The 16,072-nt window shown below is 65.0% G+C and carries 20 protein-coding genes; 5 read left to right on the top strand and 15 right to left on the bottom strand.

The features are described from left to right. Nucleotides 1-6: 6 nt before the first annotated feature. The 11 genes from J2X37_RS09820 to J2X37_RS09870 all read right to left on the bottom strand — a co-directional run bounded on the left by J2X37_RS09820 (nt 7) and on the right by J2X37_RS09870 (nt 9,540). Nucleotides 7-396: a DUF3168 domain-containing protein gene (locus J2X37_RS09820; protein ID WP_310020583.1), complete on the bottom strand. Its 390-nt coding sequence runs from the start codon at nt 394-396 to the stop codon at nt 7-9. A gap of 165 nt (nt 397-561) precedes the next feature. After that, a complete protein-coding gene (locus J2X37_RS09825; protein WP_310020586.1) occupies nt 562-1,128 on the bottom strand; it encodes a phage head-tail connector protein in 567 nt (188 codons plus the stop codon). A 188-nt stretch (nt 1,129-1,316) separates the two neighbouring features. Further along, nucleotides 1,317-2,468 (bottom strand): phage major capsid protein, encoded by a 1,152-nt coding sequence (locus J2X37_RS09830; protein ID WP_404979614.1) that lies wholly within the window; start codon nt 2,466-2,468, stop codon nt 1,317-1,319. Between the two features lie 118 nt (nt 2,469-2,586). Beyond that, nucleotides 2,587-3,039 carry an HK97 family phage prohead protease gene (locus tag J2X37_RS09835; protein ID WP_310020588.1) on the bottom strand — a complete coding sequence of 151 codons (453 nt, stop codon included), beginning with the start codon at nt 3,037-3,039 and terminating at the stop codon, nt 2,587-2,589. Then, nucleotides 3,036-3,344 (bottom strand): DUF6127 family protein, encoded by a 309-nt coding sequence (locus tag J2X37_RS09840; protein WP_310020589.1) that lies wholly within the window; start codon nt 3,342-3,344, stop codon nt 3,036-3,038. Before J2X37_RS09840 ends, J2X37_RS09835 begins: the two co-directional genes overlap by 4 nt. Next, nucleotides 3,341-4,588 (bottom strand): phage portal protein, encoded by a 1,248-nt coding sequence (locus J2X37_RS09845; RefSeq protein ID WP_310020591.1) that lies wholly within the window; start codon nt 4,586-4,588, stop codon nt 3,341-3,343. The genes J2X37_RS09840 and J2X37_RS09845 overlap by 4 nt, the downstream gene beginning before the upstream one ends. Before the next feature lie 34 nt (nt 4,589-4,622). Beyond that, nucleotides 4,623-5,921, bottom strand: a complete 1,299-nt coding sequence (locus J2X37_RS09850) for a terminase large subunit domain-containing protein (protein WP_310020593.1) — start codon at nt 5,919-5,921, stop codon at nt 4,623-4,625. Nucleotides 5,922-5,947: 26 nt separating this feature from the next. Then, complete coding sequence (locus J2X37_RS09855; RefSeq protein WP_310020595.1) at nt 5,948-6,427, bottom strand: hypothetical protein; 480 nt, start codon at nt 6,425-6,427, stop codon at nt 5,948-5,950. 291 nt (nt 6,428-6,718) lie between these two features. Continuing rightward, nucleotides 6,719-7,390, bottom strand: coding sequence for a hypothetical protein (locus J2X37_RS09860; protein WP_310020597.1), 672 nt, complete (start codon nt 7,388-7,390; stop codon nt 6,719-6,721). A 275-nt stretch (nt 7,391-7,665) separates the two neighbouring features. Then, nucleotides 7,666-8,226 carry a winged helix-turn-helix domain-containing protein gene (locus J2X37_RS09865; RefSeq protein WP_310020599.1) on the bottom strand — a complete coding sequence of 187 codons (561 nt, stop codon included), beginning with the start codon at nt 8,224-8,226 and terminating at the stop codon, nt 7,666-7,668. Between the two features lie 342 nt (nt 8,227-8,568). Further along, nucleotides 8,569-9,540 (bottom strand): IS1595 family transposase, encoded by a 972-nt coding sequence (locus J2X37_RS09870; RefSeq protein WP_310020601.1) that lies wholly within the window; start codon nt 9,538-9,540, stop codon nt 8,569-8,571. Nucleotides 9,541-9,754: 214 nt separating this feature from the next. Here J2X37_RS09870 and J2X37_RS09875 point away from each other — a divergent pair, with 214 nt between their 5' ends. Then, nucleotides 9,755-10,390, top strand: a complete 636-nt coding sequence (locus tag J2X37_RS09875; protein WP_310020603.1) for a YqaA family protein — start codon at nt 9,755-9,757, stop codon at nt 10,388-10,390. Nucleotides 10,391-10,490: 100 nt separating this feature from the next. After that, on the top strand, nt 10,491-10,760 hold the full coding sequence (locus J2X37_RS09880; RefSeq protein WP_310020606.1) for a protein usg: 270 nt from the start codon (nt 10,491-10,493) through the stop codon (nt 10,758-10,760). 9 nt (nt 10,761-10,769) lie between these two features. Here J2X37_RS09880 and J2X37_RS09885 read toward each other — a convergent pair whose 3' ends face one another. The 4 genes from J2X37_RS09885 to J2X37_RS09900 all read right to left on the bottom strand — a co-directional run bounded on the left by J2X37_RS09885 (nt 10,770) and on the right by J2X37_RS09900 (nt 14,591). Next, entirely contained in the window at nt 10,770-12,428 is a 1,659-nt protein-coding gene (locus J2X37_RS09885; protein WP_310020608.1) for a hypothetical protein, read from the bottom strand. 89 nt (nt 12,429-12,517) lie between these two features. Beyond that, nucleotides 12,518-13,774, bottom strand: coding sequence for a serine palmitoyltransferase (gene spt / locus J2X37_RS09890; protein ID WP_310020610.1), 1,257 nt, complete (start codon nt 13,772-13,774; stop codon nt 12,518-12,520). A gap of 1 nt (nt 13,775) precedes the next feature. Beyond that, a complete protein-coding gene (locus J2X37_RS09895; RefSeq protein ID WP_310020612.1) occupies nt 13,776-14,018 on the bottom strand; it encodes an acyl carrier protein in 243 nt (80 codons plus the stop codon). 192 nt (nt 14,019-14,210) lie between these two features. Continuing rightward, nucleotides 14,211-14,591, bottom strand: coding sequence for a response regulator (locus J2X37_RS09900; RefSeq protein ID WP_310020614.1), 381 nt, complete (start codon nt 14,589-14,591; stop codon nt 14,211-14,213). Nucleotides 14,592-14,718: 127 nt separating this feature from the next. Between J2X37_RS09900 and J2X37_RS09905 the strand changes: the two genes are divergently transcribed. Genes J2X37_RS09905 through J2X37_RS09915 form a run of 3 tightly spaced genes read left to right on the top strand, consistent with a single transcriptional unit; the run spans nt 14,719 to nt 16,069 of the window. Then, nucleotides 14,719-14,973, top strand: coding sequence for a DUF3572 family protein (locus J2X37_RS09905; protein WP_310020616.1), 255 nt, complete (start codon nt 14,719-14,721; stop codon nt 14,971-14,973). Further along, nucleotides 14,970-15,608, top strand: coding sequence for an HAD family hydrolase (locus J2X37_RS09910; RefSeq protein WP_310020618.1), 639 nt, complete (start codon nt 14,970-14,972; stop codon nt 15,606-15,608). Before J2X37_RS09905 ends, J2X37_RS09910 begins: the two co-directional genes overlap by 4 nt. Continuing rightward, the gene (locus J2X37_RS09915; RefSeq protein ID WP_310020620.1) at nt 15,608-16,069 is read left to right on the top strand and encodes a RidA family protein; all 462 of its coding nucleotides are present in this window, start codon (nt 15,608-15,610) and stop codon (nt 16,067-16,069) included. Before J2X37_RS09910 ends, J2X37_RS09915 begins: the two co-directional genes overlap by 1 nt. Nucleotides 16,070-16,072 lie beyond the last annotated feature (3 nt).

The following is a 16,072-nucleotide window of genomic DNA, read 5'->3' on the forward strand; positions in this document are numbered from 1 at the left end:
GTGAGGTCAGTTCGCGAGGACGCGGAACCGGTATTCGAGAAGGACCGCCCGCGTCGTGCCGCCGCGTTGTTCGGTGCGCGCGCGCAGAAACTGGATACTGGCGATGCGAAACGAAGGCTGACGGGGCGGCAGGGCCAGGATCGCGGCCTCCAGGTTGGCGACCAGCGCTGCGGCGGTTTCGGGGTCGTCGCCCCGCGCTTGCAGTTCAACCGCGATGCGAACCTCGCGACCCATGCCGGTCTTGTGGCTCCAGTCCGCGCTGGCGCTGGCGACGATGGCCAGCCAGGGCAGGCTGGCGCGCAGCGGCACCTCTTCGCTGATGGCGTTCAGTTCCCCCGCAAGGTCGGGATGATGGGCGAGGTGGTCGAGCAGCGCGGCGCGCAGGGCTATTTCCATGGATTCAATACTCGTATCGGGGCGCGAAGTCGGGCCAGAGCCGATCGGCCCGGCGCCAGCGCTGCGAATTTCCATGCGTCATGACCGAACCGCGCTTCCGGCTGCGATCGCGGAGCGATGCGGCGAGGGCTCGGGTGAAGGCGGCGGCGTCCCAGCGCCCGTCGATCACGCGAGCCGAACCCGGCGCCAGGGCTGCCACAAGGCCGCGACTGCGCGGGGCGGAGCGGTGTCGGCATTGCCGGTTTCGCGCTGCCGATGATGGTGGGCGGCCAGCCGGATCGCACCCTGGCGAAGAGCATCGGGCAGGCTTTCCCAGCCCGTGGCATGACCGGCGCGAAAGCGGATCGCGATCCGGCTTTCGGTGACCGGGGCGATCACACGGAAGCGGCCGACGCCTTCGGCATCGATCGCGATCTCGCAGTCGGCGCTCGTCAGCGTTCGTCGACTTGCATCGATCGCCACCGCCTCGACCGAGACGATGTTCTCGACGGGGCGGGTGGACAGCGCCTGCCAACCCGTGCGGTCCGGGCCGACCTGGCGCGTCGGCCAGATCTCCTCGCATTCCGAGGCGATGGGGCGGGAGCCGGTATAGGCCTCGCAGATGTCGAGCGAGGCGGTGAGCAGATGGCCGAGCAACGCGTCTTCGCGCGTGGTGTTGATGCCCAGCCACTCCTTCAGCTCGGCGAGCGCCGATGCGGGCAGGGCGGGGGGCGCAAGGACGGCGCGCTTCATAACTTGCTGCCTTTCGAATGCCTTGAAAAGTCGGAAAGCGTCCCGCCGGGAGGTGAGAACCGGGCGGGGCGCTTTCCTTGGGGGGCCGGAACGGACAGGGGCGATCCGTTCCGGCCGGCGGGGTGCCGCTGGCCCTGCGCCAGGCGCTTAGGGTGCGGCGGATCCCCGGCTTCGGGCGCGATCCCGCGTCAGGTCGAGATCTTGAGCAGCTTGATCGCGTCGCTGTCGATCACCTGGCCGCCGACGCGCTTGGTCGCGTAGAAGTGGACGAACGGCTTGTTGGTGAACGGATCGCGCAGGATCGAAGTCGCCGTGCGTTCGGCCACGAGATAGCCGTTGCGGAAGTTGCCGAAGGCGATCGGCGTGGTGCCCGCGGCGATGTCGGGCATGTCCTCGGCCTCGATGATCGGATAGCCGAGCAGTCGGTCCGGCTGGCCTTCGATCAGGCCCGGCTGCCACAGGAACGCGCCGTCGCTGGTCTTTAGCTTGCGGACCGAGGCCATCGTCGTCGAATTCATCACCCAGCTCGCGCCCTGGCGATGCCCTGCCTTCAGCTGGTGGACGAGGTCGATCAGCTTGGCTTCGGGCGCCGTGTCGAACCCGGTGGCGTTGCCCGAAACGATGAACTGCAGCGTGCCGAACGCGCGGGTGGCATCATTGGTGGCGGCCTGCGGCGACGTCAGAAAGCCGAGCGGCTGGTTGATGCCGGTGCCGTTGACGAAGGCGGCGCCTTCGGCACGGGCGAACTCGGTCGCGATCTCGTCGGCGAGCCAGGTTTCGAGATCGAAGCCCGCGTCGTCCAGCATCGCCTGGCTCGCGGCGGGGTTGGCGTAGAGCTCGCCGGACGGCGGCGCGATCTCGTAGAAGGTCGGCGTCGCGGTCATCGGGCGGGCCGCCGTTTCACTGACCCAGCCAGAGGCCGTGCCGGTACCGGTGACGAGCTTGCGATAGCCGGCGCTGCCGGTCTGCACGACCTGCGCGATCTGGCGGATCGGGCTGATCTTCTTGAGGGCGCGGGCGATCAGCGCGTCAAGCTCGCGCGGGACGGCGTAGCCGCCGTCGGAAAGCGCCGCGCCGCTTACCGACTTCAGCTCGGTCTCGCGGCCCATCCGCAGGTAGTTGTTGACGAAGCCCTTCACTTCGGCCCCCAGCATGGGGGCCGAACCCTGTGCACCGGTGTCGATCATCGGGCGCGCCGCGGCGCGGCTGACCCGTTCGAGGCGGCTCTTCACCTCGTCGACGTCGCTGCGCAGGCCCTTGATCGCCTCATCCGCGGCATCCTGGCGCGCAACGATATCGAAGGAGGCGTCGAGGCCTTCCATCTTGGTTTCCATATTCATCGGGCAATTCACCTTTCGCACATGAAAAAGGCCGCCCGTGCGGACGACCGTTCTGGTTGCTGCCGGGGCAGCTTTCGATCCGACGGCGCGCTGGCTCGGCGGAAATCGGGTCAATGGATCAATCGACGAAGTGGACGCGGGCGCCATGCTGCATGGGCCGGGTGACGAGGCTGACCTCGAACAGGTCGACCTGCGCCAGTTCGCGGCCCTGGCGGCCGTCCTCCAACGTCACTTCGCGGGCTGCCTGGCTGCGATAGCCGAACGACAGTCCGGTCACCGCACCGTCCTTCAGCAGGCGCGCGGCCTGGCTGGCCGGATCGTCGATGCGGGCAACGACGCGCAGGCCCCGCTCGTCCTCGCCGATGCGTTCGACCCAGCCGATCTGGGTATCGGGACGATGCTGCCAGAGCAGCGGAATGGCCTGATTGGCGATGCGGCGTTCGCGCAGGGACTGTTCGAACGCGCCTTTCCGGATCACGTCGCGACCGGCGTCGATCTGGTCGAACAGCGCGGCATAGCCTGCGAAGCGAACGGCATCGAAGCCTGTGGTGAACTTGGTTTCCAGCGTCATCGTACGAGATCTCCGAAGCCCAGGCGGACGGCGAGGGCACACAACAGGATGGCAAGGACGCCGCGCACGACCCAGTCGATCGCCGCGTTCCATGCGCTGCGCTTGGCATCGCGCCATGCCCGGAGCAGTTCGCGCAGTTCGGCGAGGTCATCGTGCGCACTGGCATCGTCGAGGCCCATGCGGCTCAGCACGCGCACCGCGCCCAGCTCGCTCGCCTCCTCGACAACGGCCCTGAGAGTGACGAAGTCGCCGCCGCTGTCCTCGGCCTGGGCGAGCAGCCGGGCGAGCAGTTCTTCGCGGCTCATCGCTCAGACTCCCCGGCCTTGGCCCTTGCGGATCTGGGCTCGTCCTTGGCTGCGCCTTGCGCGACTTGCTCCTCGACAGAGGCCGGGTCGGGCCGAACGGGCCGGGGCGGCAGGCCGAGCATCGCGCGCTTCTCGTCATCGGACAGGAAGTCCGCCTCGCTCAGCTGCGACCAGAGCTTCTCGCGGTCTTCGGACAAGGCCGGCACCCGGTCGAGGTCGACGGCAAGCTCGGCATCCGGGAACCACGGCGACAACCCCTCGGCAATCGCGCGCAGGATCTTGTCGGCCAGCGGCAGCAGGGTCAGGCGCCAGAGCGCGCGATTGGCCTCGCGATAGTTGGCGTAAGTGTTGTCTCCCGGCAGGCCGAGCAGCATCGGGGGCACGCCGAAGGCCAGTGCGATATCCCTTGCGGCCGAGCTCTTGAGCGTGGCGAAATCCATGTCGGCCGGGCTCATCGACAGCGACTGCCACTTGAGCCCGCCTTCCAGCAGCATCGGCCGTCCGGCATTGCCCGCGCCCTGGAAGGCGTTGGCAAGTTCGGCCTTCAGCCGCTCGAACTGATCCGTGGTGAGCGTTGCACCATCCCCGGCATCGTAAACCAGCGCGCCCGAAGGCCGGGCCGCGTTTTCGAGCAAGACGCGGTTCCACCGTGCGGCGGCGTTGTGGATCGCCACGGCTTCGTTTGCGGCGGACAGGCAGCCCGCGCCATAATGGTCGTCGACCGGGTGGAAATCGCGGATGTGAACGACATTGGGGTAAAGCAGGTCGTCGACGATCGGCAGCGAAACCTGGCTGTCGCCGACCCGGTAGCGGAAGGCGACGGGCCAGCCGTCGGCTCCCGGCTCGACCGCCATGCGCTCGGGCCGCAGGGCGAAGAGCTCGACCGGCCGGTTGGCCGCGTCCTTGATGACCTTGACATAGGCATTGCCGTGCAGCAGGACTTGTGCGGCGAGCGTTTCGAGCAGGGCCTGCCCGGCGCTGGTCGCGGTGACCAGCTTGCGGAGGTCATCGTCGCCGCTCTTGAGCGGCGCGCTCGCCACTCCCTCGGCGACCATGCGGACCGCCCGCTGCGCTACCGGGTTCTCGAGATAGGCGCGGTTCACTGCGCCGCGATATTCGTAGGGCAAGGCTCCGCCTGCCCCGTCGGCGAACAACCAGGGCGAGGCGAAGGGCCGCGCCAGCTGCGGTCGCTCCGCCGGGGCACTGCCCTTGAAGGCAGCACCCAGCGCTTCGAAAAACGACATGGAAGTCTCCTGTTACTCGCGGAATTGAGGGGCGCTATTGCACCCAGACCCTGGGCCGCCCCGGCGCGCCCAGCATCAGTTCGGTCAGCGCCCAGACGAGCGCGTCGGCCCGGTCCGGCGATCGACCGGGGCCGTGATAGGCGCCGCCGGTGTCCAGGCCGGTCAGTTCGTCTTCCAGCGCCGGGAAGGCCCCGACGTGAAGGACCCGGCCCGCTACGTAGAGGGCGGCGACGGGTTCGGCGCGGGCGATCTTGCCGCGGCTGGCGTGGACCAGCCGGATCGGCAAATCGACACTGGCCGCCCGCAGGACGGATTCGACCATCGCGCCGCCCTGGTTCGCTTCTGCCACGACCCGGTCGGCGTTCCATCGCGCGGCGGCACTGGCGACGGCGCGGGCCCAGCGTTCGGGACTGGGCCGGTTGACCGATGCATCCTCGAGCACCCGGGCCTGCCCATCCTCGCCAAGCCCGACGACGACGATCCCGCAGGCATCGCCCTGCGCGCTGGCCGGTGGATCGACGCCGACGACGACGCGGACAAGCACCCCGCCATCCCGGCCGCGACTGCGTTCGAGCAGGGCGCGGGTCCAGAGCGCGCCCTCGATGTCGAGCAGCATCTTGCCGTCGAGTTCCTGCCGTCCCAGCGCGCTGTGGCCGAACTGCTTGCGGATGTCGGTCAGGTACCGGGGCGGCAGGTTGGGAGCATTGTCCTCGCTCCGCCCCCGCACGATAACTGTCTCGCCGCCCGCGTCGCCCGCCATCAGCTTGCGCATCAGGGGCACTGCGCGCGGCGTCGTGGTGACGAGCGCCCGGGGTGTGTCGCCAAGCCGCATGCCGAGCATCAGATTGTCCCACGCACGTTCGGCACGGCCGCCCGCGGTTTCCCACTTGGCGACCTCGTCGCACCAGGCATGTGTGTGCTGCGGGCCGCGGAGGCTTTCCGGTTCCGCCGCCGAGAACAGCGTGGCAATGGCGCCGCCTGGAAAGACCACACGGCGCAGCGACGGTTCATAGCGCGGTGCGAAGCCCGGCGGGCAGCAGGCGAGGAGCCCGCTTTCCCCTTCCACCATCACCGCGCGCACTTCGGCCAGCGAGGCACCGACAAGCGCGATGCGCGCCGCGGCGTCCTGACGGGCGACCTGCCGGATCCATTCGGAGCCGGCGCGGGTCTTGCCGAAGCCGCGTCCCGCGCAGATCATCCAGATTCGCCAGTCTCCGGGCGGGGCGAGCTGCCGGGCGCGCGCCCAGAGTTCCCAGTGATAGCGCAGTTCTCGCCGTTCGCAGGGGCTCAGCGTTTCAAGAACCGCGGTGCGCTCCTCCTCGTCCATTTCCATGAGCCAGGCGAGCCTTCGAGCCGAAGTCACGCGTTGCTGCCGGAATCGTTCCCGGCGGCGTGACCGGTTCCGGCATCGTTGGCGGCGGCCGCCTTCATGCGTTGGCGCATCATGTCGATCTTGGCGTTGATCGAGGCGATGATGTCCTCTTCAGCCATCTGTTCCTGTTCGGCGCGGGCCTTGCTGACCGCTTCGCGATGGGCCGAAAGCAGGCGGAAGGCGGTGGCGTTGTCGTACTTGCGCTTGCGCTTGGCATTCGGATTTTCGGTATCGCCCATGCGCAGCCGGCGCAGCAGGTCGAGTTCGAGCAGGTCGTAGCCGTCGCACAGCGCCTGGTACCAAGCCTTGGCAAAGACCGGGTCGCTGCGCCGGGTGCGATAAACGAGACCGGCGTCGACCTTGGCGGCGCGCGCCGCGGCGGAGATGTTCGACGTTCGCGACAGCGTCTCGAGGAATGCCGAGCGCCATTCGTCAGGCGCGCGTTCGCCCTTCGGCTTTTCAGCCATGGTCACCTCCCTGTTGGTGGATCGGCCCCGGAAGTGGGCCCACGCGAGAGCGTACGCCGCCGTTGCCCGTGTCGGCGGCGACTCGCTCTATCGCGATGTTCTTTTTTTCTAGGCGATTATGTAGTTTACAAACCCGCCAACAGTGCGAATAGGCCGCGTACTGCAAAATATCCAGCAGGAACAATGAGTAAAGCCATAAGGATGGCAAATTCGAGTTCGGTGAGGCTGGGTTTGCGGCGCATGCTGCGTTCTAACCAAACTGGTGTGCTGTAGGAAAATTGAATGGCGACATCATACCGGACGATTCGCCCAAAGCTGAGCAAAGCCGCTATCTGGGATTAAATAGCATGCGGTCGTCGGGCACATGCCCTCAATCAGCCAGATCATGTCTTTGCGCCATTCATCGAGCGGCAAATGGAAGATGGGTTCGTGGTGAGCGACACGGTTTCGCAGGTCGAGAAGATCATCTGATATGGCGGATGCATCATCCAATGTGATCGAATGATCGTTCGTGAATATGCGGAACTTGATGTTCGCTTTCCAGCCATACTGTGCTTGATAATTCGAGCCCAGTTGAGAGACCCAAAATCCCGCCGAAAGGTCAGCGACGATTTGATCAGTAGTGGGTTTTGATGGCGACATATCGCGCTCCAAGCGATCGATGCACTCGCTTAGCCGCCTCCGGTCATTGTGGCTGAAGTTTCGTTCGGCTTGCTCGCTCCATGGCCATTTGTCACCATATTTATATATGAAGAAAGCATTCATCTTGTTACGAAAAAGTATTTCCCAAGTCTGGAGCCCCAAATATAAGGACTGCGATAACTGAGATTTCCATAGGTATAGTTTTAAAGCGTCGCAATAGACTCCGTTGGCCACGGTCATATATTTGCTTAGACGGGCCTTGCTGATTGCGTTAACGAACGCGTTAACTTGACCTTCATCTTTGAAAAAATCGTCTTGCACGAGGCGACTCTCTGACATATATCGGCTTCTGCGAGCCTAAGGATTTGGTCCCTGGGGTGCCGCCACAATCGGCAGACCCATACCCCCTATAAGGACATGAGGAAGGCGATCCCTTAACAGGGGTCGCCTTCGACATTTAGGGCTTGCGGTTTTTGGCTTGCCTAGAAACCTTTGTGATGCGGCTAAGCCTATCCTTGAAGTGCTGTTCGTCGTCGTCGCACTCGAGTTCGCGCGCGGCTTCCTTGAATTTGTCGAGCTGCGCCTTCAATGCGTCCTTATCCGATGATGTCATCGAGTTCGCCTCCGCCGCTGCACGCGCTGTCAGGTTCGCCGCCATCGCTCACGCCCGGCTTTGGCGCATCAATCTGCGGAGCCTTGCTGATGGGCTTGAAGGTGCGATTGGGGTACCACTCTTTGAGGCCCCATGTTCCCCGCGCGACCTTCACTACATCACCGACCTGATTGTAGCGTCGAGTAAGAACCGAACCCACAGTGTTAACCGGATCAGCAGATGTCATAACGAGTCCACCGGCTGCCAGTTCGCGGGCAATCTCGGGATTGCCCATCTTTCGCTTGCGCATTGCCAATAGCTTTTTTGTCGCATCTACGATCGACATGCCATGAAAGGCACCTTCATCAAGGGTGGCGCTATCCTCTATCGTAGCCCCAACGGCATGAGCCGACGAAGCTGCGAGGGCATGCCCGGTGCTGGACGCGATCTTAACCCCACTCATCCCTTCTAGGAATTTGATGGTCTTATCGATCTCGTCACGCTTGGCCCGCAGGTCAGCGAGGACCGCAGCGTAGGGGCCGCCTGGCTGAATCTCAGTGCTCATTTTGTTGACTGCTCCTGGCAAAAAGCCTATCAAGGAGCCGCCCCCGCACCGCGAGGGCGCGAGGACGGCGATGCCGGATCTTAGATCGACATCAGGGCCTTATGGGCCCCTCGACTATCTCCTGTTCGTCATCTTCTTAACCCCCGTTAGTCTTGGCCTACGAACCGGCTGATGGAACCCAACGCCCGGGAATCGACCTCCCGGGCGTTGCTATATCTGAACGATGTGCGTGGTTCCCGCAAGGGGTGTTGAAAGAATCTGAGTGAAAAACCACTCAACGCCCATGCAGGGGATCTTCGCCGGGCCTTAGGAGCCCATCGAGAACGCCGCTTTTTCGCGCGTTTACCCGATTTGTTCGCGGTCAGGCCTTGCGTATGTTAAGCGCTTGCCAACGATGCCCTCAACCGCACGAACCGCACGGCCCTTGTCGTCAATGCCGTTGGCCTGACGGGTATTGTAGCGGAACTCGAACTCGGCAAGGTAGCGGTGCAGGTGCTGCTCGCCGCAATGCTGGTACACGCCGCGCATACCGCGCTTGAAGATCGAGAAAGCGCCTTCAACGGTGTTGGTGTGGATCGTGCGATCCTTGGGGTTCACGTACTCGTTGCGGGCATGGGTGGTGGTGCCATGCTCGGCAAACTGGCGACCGATCTTGCGGTACATCTTGGCTTCGTCGGTCATCAGGCGGGCTTCGCGGGCGATGTTGTCCAGCACGATGGGGTGGATCTGATCGGCGGTGCAGCTATCGATCTTGAACCAACGGCTCTGGCCGCTCTCACGGTCCACCAGAGCGACAACGCCATGCTTGTGGGCGGTGCCGCGACGGGTAGGCACATCGCGCTTGAAGCCGATGTAGGTCTCGTCAACTTCGACCGCGCCACCGCCATTGCCGAAGGGCTGCGCAAGGTCGCCAGATCGCATGGCTTCGCGGATACGGTGAGCGAGGAACCAAGCGGTCTTGTACTGAACCTCCAGAACGCGGGCCAGCTGGTGGCTGCTGATGCCTTTCTTGCTGGATACGATCAGGTGAACAGCCTGGAGCATCTTGGTCAGGGGCAGGCGGGCGTGTTCAAACACGGTGCCAACCTTGACGGTGAACTGCTTGCGGCACTCGCCACACTTCTTGAGGCCGTGGCGAACCTTGCCCTCAGGGTTCTTGGCAGAGGGCTTCGTGCGGACGCCCGACAGGTCGTACACGCGGCCACCCGTCACGCCGCAATGGGGGCAGGTAACTCCATCGGCCCACACGATGCTCTCAAGGTACTCATAAGCCTTGGCTTCATCGTGAAAGTGGGGGGACGAAAGTACCGACATTTCCATTGCTCCTTACCCCTACGGTTATAGGGGAAAGGGATGGGTTTGTAAACTACATAATCGCCTTTTTCTAACCAATCAGCGTCACGATGTCAAATAAAAAGTGCCAAATAGGTTATTTCATGGTTGGCGTGTTTTCGCTGTCCTTGCTTGGCGCCTTTTCCTAAACGCGAAGCCACGCACGCGGTTGGCCGTGCACACGCAAGGGTGGCTGATGCTTCGCAAGCTGTACGAATGGACCATGGAAAAGGCCCAGCATCGCCACGCGGAGGGATGGCTGGCCCTGTTTTCGTTCATCGAGGCGAGCTTCTTTCCGATCCCGCCGCATCCGTTGCTCGGCCTCATGTGCCTCGCCAACCCGAAGAAGGCGCTGCGCTATTCGATCGTCGCGATGCTCGCCTCGGTCGCCGGCGGCCTGCTCGGCTATGCCATCGGCCATTTCCTCTACGATCTGGTCGGTGCGCAGCTCCTCGACCTCCTGGGCCTGACCGAGAGTTTCCCGGTCGCGGCGTGCTACTTGCGCGAGATGGGCTTCTGGATCTTCGTCGCGAAGGGCGCGACGCCGATTCCGTTCAAGCTGCTCACCATCACCGCCGGCTTCATCGCGATGCCCATCGGCATGTTCATCCTTGCCAGCATCGTGTCCCGCTCGATCAGCTTCGTGATCGTCGGCGTGCTGTTCCGCCTGTTCGGTGCGCCGATCAAGCGCTTCATCGACAAGTACCTGGGGCTGGTCACGGTGGGTTTCATCGTTCTGGTCATCGCCGGTTTCGCGGCGATCACGCTGATCGAGGGCGGGGGCGAGCAGACGCAGGAGATCTGCGCGAGCGCGACGATGGCCGACATCTGATGCTGCGGCGCAGCATTTCCATCTTGACCTAACCATAATTTTACCGGAATCTGCGACTCTGTTCACCGTGCCCCGGATGGGCATGGACAATGGAGGAGCGATGGTAGACGGCGACTTCCAGCGGCAGCTTCAGGGTTACGGCCTGACCACGGTTCAGGTCCACTTCTGGATGCCCGATCACAGGTCACTGCTTCAGCAGTTCGTCTTCCAGCAATACGACATCGCGCCGAAATACCCGCGGCTGGGACAGTTCCTGGAATTCTGGCGCACGGATATCGAAGCTGTGCTGCATTCGGTCTGTGTCGCCCATCAGGACCTGATCGGCCCCGCCGAATGGCAGGCGGTGGACGGCGTCATCACCATCAACTGAGCCGCTTGCTCAGCCTGCCAGCCTCTGGACGATTGCGGCGGCCACCGGATCGTTCTTGCGGATTTCGAGGGTCTTTCTCGCCTCGCGCAGCGCGCCCGCCTTGTCGCCCGCGCCTTCCAGCGCCAGCGCCATGTCGCGGCGAACGGGATACCAGAACGCGGGCGGGTCGGAAAATTCGCCGAAGTCCTCGGTCTCCTCGACGTTCGCGGCCGTCTCGAACGCGGCGGCCGCGTCGGCATGCCTGCCCTCGGCCATGGCGATGCGCCCGATAAGGACCTGCCGCACGATGGTCAGCATCTGTTCGGGGGCTTCAGAGGGTTTGGCCTCCCCCTTTGCAGGCTCTGTCGTCGGCGGGGCGATACGCTCTGGAATGGCGGCGATCTCGGCCCGGACACCCGCAAGGTCGCCCAGGAACGCCAGCGCCTCGCCCCGCGCGTAATGGCGCGCCGCCGCCAGGTAAGGCGTCTTCGGTTCGGGAAGCGCCAGGACGACACGCGGATCCTCGAACCGGGCGAGTGCGAAATAGCCCGCGGCGGACAGTAGCTGGCGCACAGGGTTGCCCTTGTCCTGCCCCTGCGTATATTCGACCAGCGGCCTCCCCAGCATCAGCGCGGTGCGCGCATCCCCCGACATCAGCGCACCGCCCAGGCCGAAGATGACGTTGTGCGCATGATAGGGCAGGCGCCAGACCCCGCCTTCGCTATCGGCGGGCAGGGTCATCGCCTGGTGCTCGCCCAGCATCACCGCCTTGCGGTTGACATCGGCGGCATCCTGGTAGCGGCCCACCCAGTAATAGGTGTGCGAAGGCATGTGCACCAGATGCGAGGCTTCCAGCTTCATCGCCTTCAGCCGGTCCGCCGCAGCCTCCGCCTTTACCGGATCACCGGCGATCTCCGTCGCGTGGATGTAGAAATGGATCGCACCGGTATGGTCGGGGTTGCGGGCAAGGACCGGCTCGATCAACGCGATGGGCCGGGCCATGTCCGGCTTGTCCCAGTCGGTCGCGACCACCAGCGCGTCGGCGGCGAGGATCTGCAGCGTGTCGTCTTCGGGCCAGCGGGCTGCCAGTTTGGCCATCCGCTCGGCATAGGCGCGGTCGCGCGCCGCGACCGTGCCCCTGGGCTGAAAGCGAAGGGCCAGCGCGTCGATCAGCGCCCGTTCCTTGTCCGTCCCGCCGCTTCTCGCCAGACGCTTGCCGACCAGCACTTCGGCGTAGGCGCCTTTCCGCTTATCGGCATCGGCCTCCATGTTGAGGTTCGGGCCGAGCGACAGGGCGTGGCCCCAGCGGCACATCGCGCATTCCGGGTCGCGCCGCACCGCCTCCGCCATCGCCGCCGTCGCCTCGTCATGACCGAAGGCGAACAGCAGTTCGACGCCATTGCTGAAGAAGGCCTGCGCTTCCGGCACCGTGGTGGTGATGGTGAAACCGCCATTGCCGACATTGGGGAGGAGGGCCGTTGCGCGCCCTGCCGATGGCGCGTGCATGGCGTGCGGCTCTGCCGGGGCAGGGGCCGGAGTGGTCGCGTCGTGCTGATGGCCCGGCGGCACCGCGCTCGATCCCGCCTCTGCGTGCGACCCGTCGGGCAGCGTGTCCTGAGCCCATGCGGGGGAGACGGCCGACGCCAGCGCCGCTGCCATGGCCGCAGCCGTCCTGAACCTGATCCGCATCTTGACCCCCGTCTCCCTGACCCGAAGACAGAGTTCCACGCCGCCCGCCCCAAGGCAAGCGGCGTGTCGGGCGGCAGGCGTTCGCGAGATCAGATGATGCCGACCGCCTTGCCCGCCGCTTCGAACATGCCGAGGATCTGGCCGACCTGCTTCTCGCTATGCTCTGCGCAGAGCGAGCAACGCAGCAGGGTCATTCCCGCCGGGGTTGCCGGCGGGCGGGCCAGATTGACGTAGAGCCCTTCCTTCAGCAGCGCTTCCCACATCGCCGCGCCGCGTTCGAGGTCGGGCATGATCACCGCGATGATCGCGCTTTGCGGTTCGCTCGTCCCCAGCGTGAAGCCGAGCTCGGTCAGCCCCTTGTGCAGCCGCTTGGAGTTGTCCCAGAGGTGTGCGCGCTTGTCGCCCGCGTGCATCAGCTTGCGGATCGAGGTCGCCGCCGTCGCGACCACGCTGGGTGGCAGCGAGGCGGTGAAGACGTAGGGGCGGCAGACCAGCCGCATGATCTCGAACTTCGGGTGGTTCGACACGCAGAAGCCGCCCACCGTGCCGACCGACTTGGAGAAGGTGCCGATGATGAAATCGACGTCGTCAAGCACGCCCTGGTCCTCGGCCACGCCGCGTCCGTTGGGGCCGATGAAGCCCATCGAGTGCGCTTCGTCGACCAGCACCATCGCGCCGTTTTCCTTGGCGATGCGGACCATGTCCTTCAACGGGGCGATGTCGCCCAGCATCGAGTAGACCCCTTCGAGCACGACCAGCTTGCCCGCGCCTTCGGGAATGCGCTTGAGGCGCTTTTCCATCGCCTCCAGGTCGTTGTGCTTGAACGGCACGACTTCGGCGTTGCCCATCGCGCAGCCGTCCCAGATCGAGGCGTGGCTGTCGATGTCCAGGACGATGTAGTCGCCCTTGCCGGCGATGGTCGAGATGATGCCGAGGTTCGCCTGGTACCCGGTGGAGAAGACCATGGCATGATCCATGCCGTAGAATTCGCACAGCGCCTTCTCGACATCGCGGTGCCCGACGTAGGTGCCGTTCAGCACGCGGCTGCCGGTGGTGCCCGAACCGAAGTTGTCGAGCGCGGTCTTGCCCGCCTCGATCACGTCGGGGTCGAAGGTCATGCCCATGTAGTTGTAAGTGCCGAGCAGGATCGTTTCCCGCCCGTTGCAGACCGCCGTCACGGGCGAGAGGACGCGTTCCATCACCAGGCCGAAGGGATCCTCCAGCCCGCTGTCGAGCAGGTCCCGACGCTGCTTGATGATCGGATCGAACTTGCTGAACAGGTCGCCCGGTTCATCGGCCACGGCGGGGGCGGCCGGCTTGTCGGGGGTGTCGATGCCCTCGCTCATGTCAGGCGGCCCGCAGCTTGGTGACGGCGTCGATCAGCTGGCCGTAGGTCTCGATCTCGGCCTGCTGGTTCATGCTGATGATGATGTCGAACTCGTCCTCGATCGCGGCGACGAAGTCCATGACGGTCAGGCTGTCCCACTCCAGGTCGCCGGCAAAGGTGGTATCCTTGCCGATCGTCACGCCCTTCTTGTTGAACGGTTCGATCAGGGTGTCGATGCGGGCCTTGGTGTCGTCGCGTTCCATCGTGCTATCCTAGGGGCCCGGTGCGGGCCATGGGCTGGGCCGCGGCCATCGGGGAGGGCGCGGCGAATTTCGATCAGTCTGCGGCAAAGCGGGAGACTGGCCGCGTGTCAACTGCGCATGGCCGATGCGGTTGTGCATGGCGACGATGCGGGAACGCTCGCCGCATGAAGAGAGCGGTCTTGTGCGGCGCGATCAGGCGGCGGCGCGGCGGTCGATCAGGCCGTTGACGGCGGTCATGAACGGATGGATCGAAACCGGCTTCGACAGGTATCCTTCGGCGCCGGCTTCGCGGATGCGTTCCTCGTCCCCCTTGCCCGCATAGGCGGTGACCGCGAGGACCGGGACATGGGCGAGGCGGGGATCGGCCTTCATCGCCTCGATCAGCGAGATGCCGGACACGTTGGGAAGCTGGATGTCCATGATGACGAGGCCGGGGTCGAAGCGCGCCGCGCGTTCCAGGAAGTCGACGCCGTCGGCGACAGGCTCCACCACGAACCCGTTGGCGCGCAGCAGGTCGCAAAAAAGCTTCCGATTAAGATCGTTGTCCTCGACAACGATAACGCGTTCGGTCACTGGATCCCTTACCCCCGGACGACCCTCCCCCAAGGGCCAACCCGTCAAGTTTGTATGATACAAGGCGTCTCTTTGACAAATGATTTCCCGCGAAACCGCCGAACCCGATGATTTCACTGTGGCTTTGATGGCACTTTCCTGGATCCTTCAGGACGAGGTGCTGACGGACCGTTTCATCGCGCTTACGGGTCTTTTCCCGGATGACCTGCGCGGCTCGCTCGCCGAGCCGGCGACGCAAAGTGCGATCCTCGATTTCCTGGTCGCCAATGACGGCGACCTGCTCGCCGCCGCCGACGGGCTGGCGCTAAAGCCCGAACGCATCGTCGCGGCGCGCGATGCCCTGGCCGGACCGGACGGGCGCGGGCAGGAGTGGGGCGCATGAACCGCCCGCTGGTCATCACCGATTGCGACGAGGTGCTGCTGCGCATGGTCGTTCACTTCCGCGACTGGCTCGACGAGGCGCACGACATCGAGCTCGACCTGACCCGCGGGTTTTCCGACGGGATGCGTCGGCGCGGCGTTGCAGACGCGCTCACCGTGCCCGAGATGTGGGAGCTGCTCGACGGGTTCTTCGACACGCAGATGCACCGGCAGGACGAGATTCCCGGCGCGGTGGAGGCGATCACCAGCCTCTCGCGACATGCCGAGGTCGTCGTCCTGACGAATCTGCCGCACCATCGGCAGGAAGACCGTGTCGCGCAATTGCGCGCGCTGGGCATCGACGTGCCGGTCTATTGCAACCAGGGGCCCAAGGGTCCGGCGCTGCAGAGGATCCTCGACGAACGCGGCGCGGATCGCACCGTGGTCTTCATCGACGATCTGGCCATCCACATCGGGTCGGTGGCCGAGGTTGCGCCGCAGGTGTCGCGTCTCCATTTCGTCGGCGAACCGGGGGTCGCTCCGCATTCGCCCTGCGCGCTGGAGGCGGGGCACGCCCACGCCCGAATCGATACCTGGGCCGAGGCGCTGCCCTGGCTGCTGCAACACCTGAAGATCGAAACGAAGGACACCGATTGATGAGCAAGATCGAAGCCCGCCTCGCCGAACTGGGCATCGCGCTTCCCGCACCCGCCGCCCCGGTGGCGAGCTATGTCCCGGCGGTCGAGGTCGGCGGCTTGCTGCACGTGTCGGGCCAGTTGCCCTTCATCGACGGCACGCTGGTCACCGGACGGCTGGGCGAGGACGTGTCGCTCGAACGCGGGGCAGAGGCGGCGCGCGCCTGCGGCGTGATGATCCTCGCGCAGGCGAAGCAGGCGCTCGGCTCGCTGGACCGCGTGGTCCGGGTGGTGAAGCTCGGCGGCTTCGTCAATTCCACAGGCGACTTCACCGACCAGCCCAAGGTGATCAACGGCGCCTCCGACCTGATGCTCGAGGTGTTCGGCGACGATGGGCGCCATGCGCGCAGCGCGGTCGGCGTGCCGGTCCTGCCGCTGGGGGCGGCGGTGGAAGTGGACGCGATCCTGCAGGTGCGGGACTGATCG

The sequence above is a fragment of the Croceicoccus sp. BE223 genome (assembly GCF_031457155.1).
Taxonomy (GTDB): Bacteria; Pseudomonadota; Alphaproteobacteria; order Sphingomonadales; family Sphingomonadaceae; genus Croceicoccus.

Excerpts from the sequence above, each read along its gene's own strand:
- J2X37_RS09820 (WP_310020583.1), bottom strand. The coding sequence starts at position 396 with ATGGAAATAGCCCTGCGCGCCGCGCTGCTCGACCACCTCGCCCATCAT.
- J2X37_RS09825 (WP_310020586.1), bottom strand. The coding sequence starts at position 1,128 with ATGAAGCGCGCCGTCCTTGCGCCCCCCGCCCTGCCCGCATCGGCGCTC.
- J2X37_RS09830 (WP_404979614.1), bottom strand. The coding sequence starts at position 2,468 with ATGAATATGGAAACCAAGATGGAAGGCCTCGACGCCTCCTTCGATATC.
- J2X37_RS09835 (WP_310020588.1), bottom strand. The coding sequence starts at position 3,039 with ATGACGCTGGAAACCAAGTTCACCACAGGCTTCGATGCCGTTCGCTTC.
- J2X37_RS09840 (WP_310020589.1), bottom strand. The coding sequence starts at position 3,344 with ATGAGCCGCGAAGAACTGCTCGCCCGGCTGCTCGCCCAGGCCGAGGAC.
- J2X37_RS09845 (WP_310020591.1), bottom strand. The coding sequence starts at position 4,588 with ATGTCGTTTTTCGAAGCGCTGGGTGCTGCCTTCAAGGGCAGTGCCCCG.
- J2X37_RS09850 (WP_310020593.1), bottom strand. The coding sequence starts at position 5,921 with ATGGAAATGGACGAGGAGGAGCGCACCGCGGTTCTTGAAACGCTGAGC.
- J2X37_RS09855 (WP_310020595.1), bottom strand. The coding sequence starts at position 6,427 with ATGGCTGAAAAGCCGAAGGGCGAACGCGCGCCTGACGAATGGCGCTCG.
- J2X37_RS09865 (WP_310020599.1), bottom strand. The coding sequence starts at position 8,226 with ATGAGCACTGAGATTCAGCCAGGCGGCCCCTACGCTGCGGTCCTCGCT.
- J2X37_RS09870 (WP_310020601.1), bottom strand. The coding sequence starts at position 9,540 with ATGTCGGTACTTTCGTCCCCCCACTTTCACGATGAAGCCAAGGCTTAT.
- J2X37_RS09875 (WP_310020603.1), top strand. The coding sequence starts at position 9,755 with ATGCTTCGCAAGCTGTACGAATGGACCATGGAAAAGGCCCAGCATCGC.
- J2X37_RS09880 (WP_310020606.1), top strand. The coding sequence starts at position 10,491 with ATGGTAGACGGCGACTTCCAGCGGCAGCTTCAGGGTTACGGCCTGACC.
- J2X37_RS09885 (WP_310020608.1), bottom strand. The coding sequence starts at position 12,428 with ATGCGGATCAGGTTCAGGACGGCTGCGGCCATGGCAGCGGCGCTGGCG.
- spt (WP_310020610.1), bottom strand. The coding sequence starts at position 13,774 with ATGAGCGAGGGCATCGACACCCCCGACAAGCCGGCCGCCCCCGCCGTG.
- J2X37_RS09895 (WP_310020612.1), bottom strand. The coding sequence starts at position 14,018 with ATGGAACGCGACGACACCAAGGCCCGCATCGACACCCTGATCGAACCG.
- J2X37_RS09905 (WP_310020616.1), top strand. The coding sequence starts at position 14,719 with ATGGCACTTTCCTGGATCCTTCAGGACGAGGTGCTGACGGACCGTTTC.
- J2X37_RS09910 (WP_310020618.1), top strand. The coding sequence starts at position 14,970 with ATGAACCGCCCGCTGGTCATCACCGATTGCGACGAGGTGCTGCTGCGC.
- J2X37_RS09915 (WP_310020620.1), top strand. The coding sequence starts at position 15,608 with ATGAGCAAGATCGAAGCCCGCCTCGCCGAACTGGGCATCGCGCTTCCC.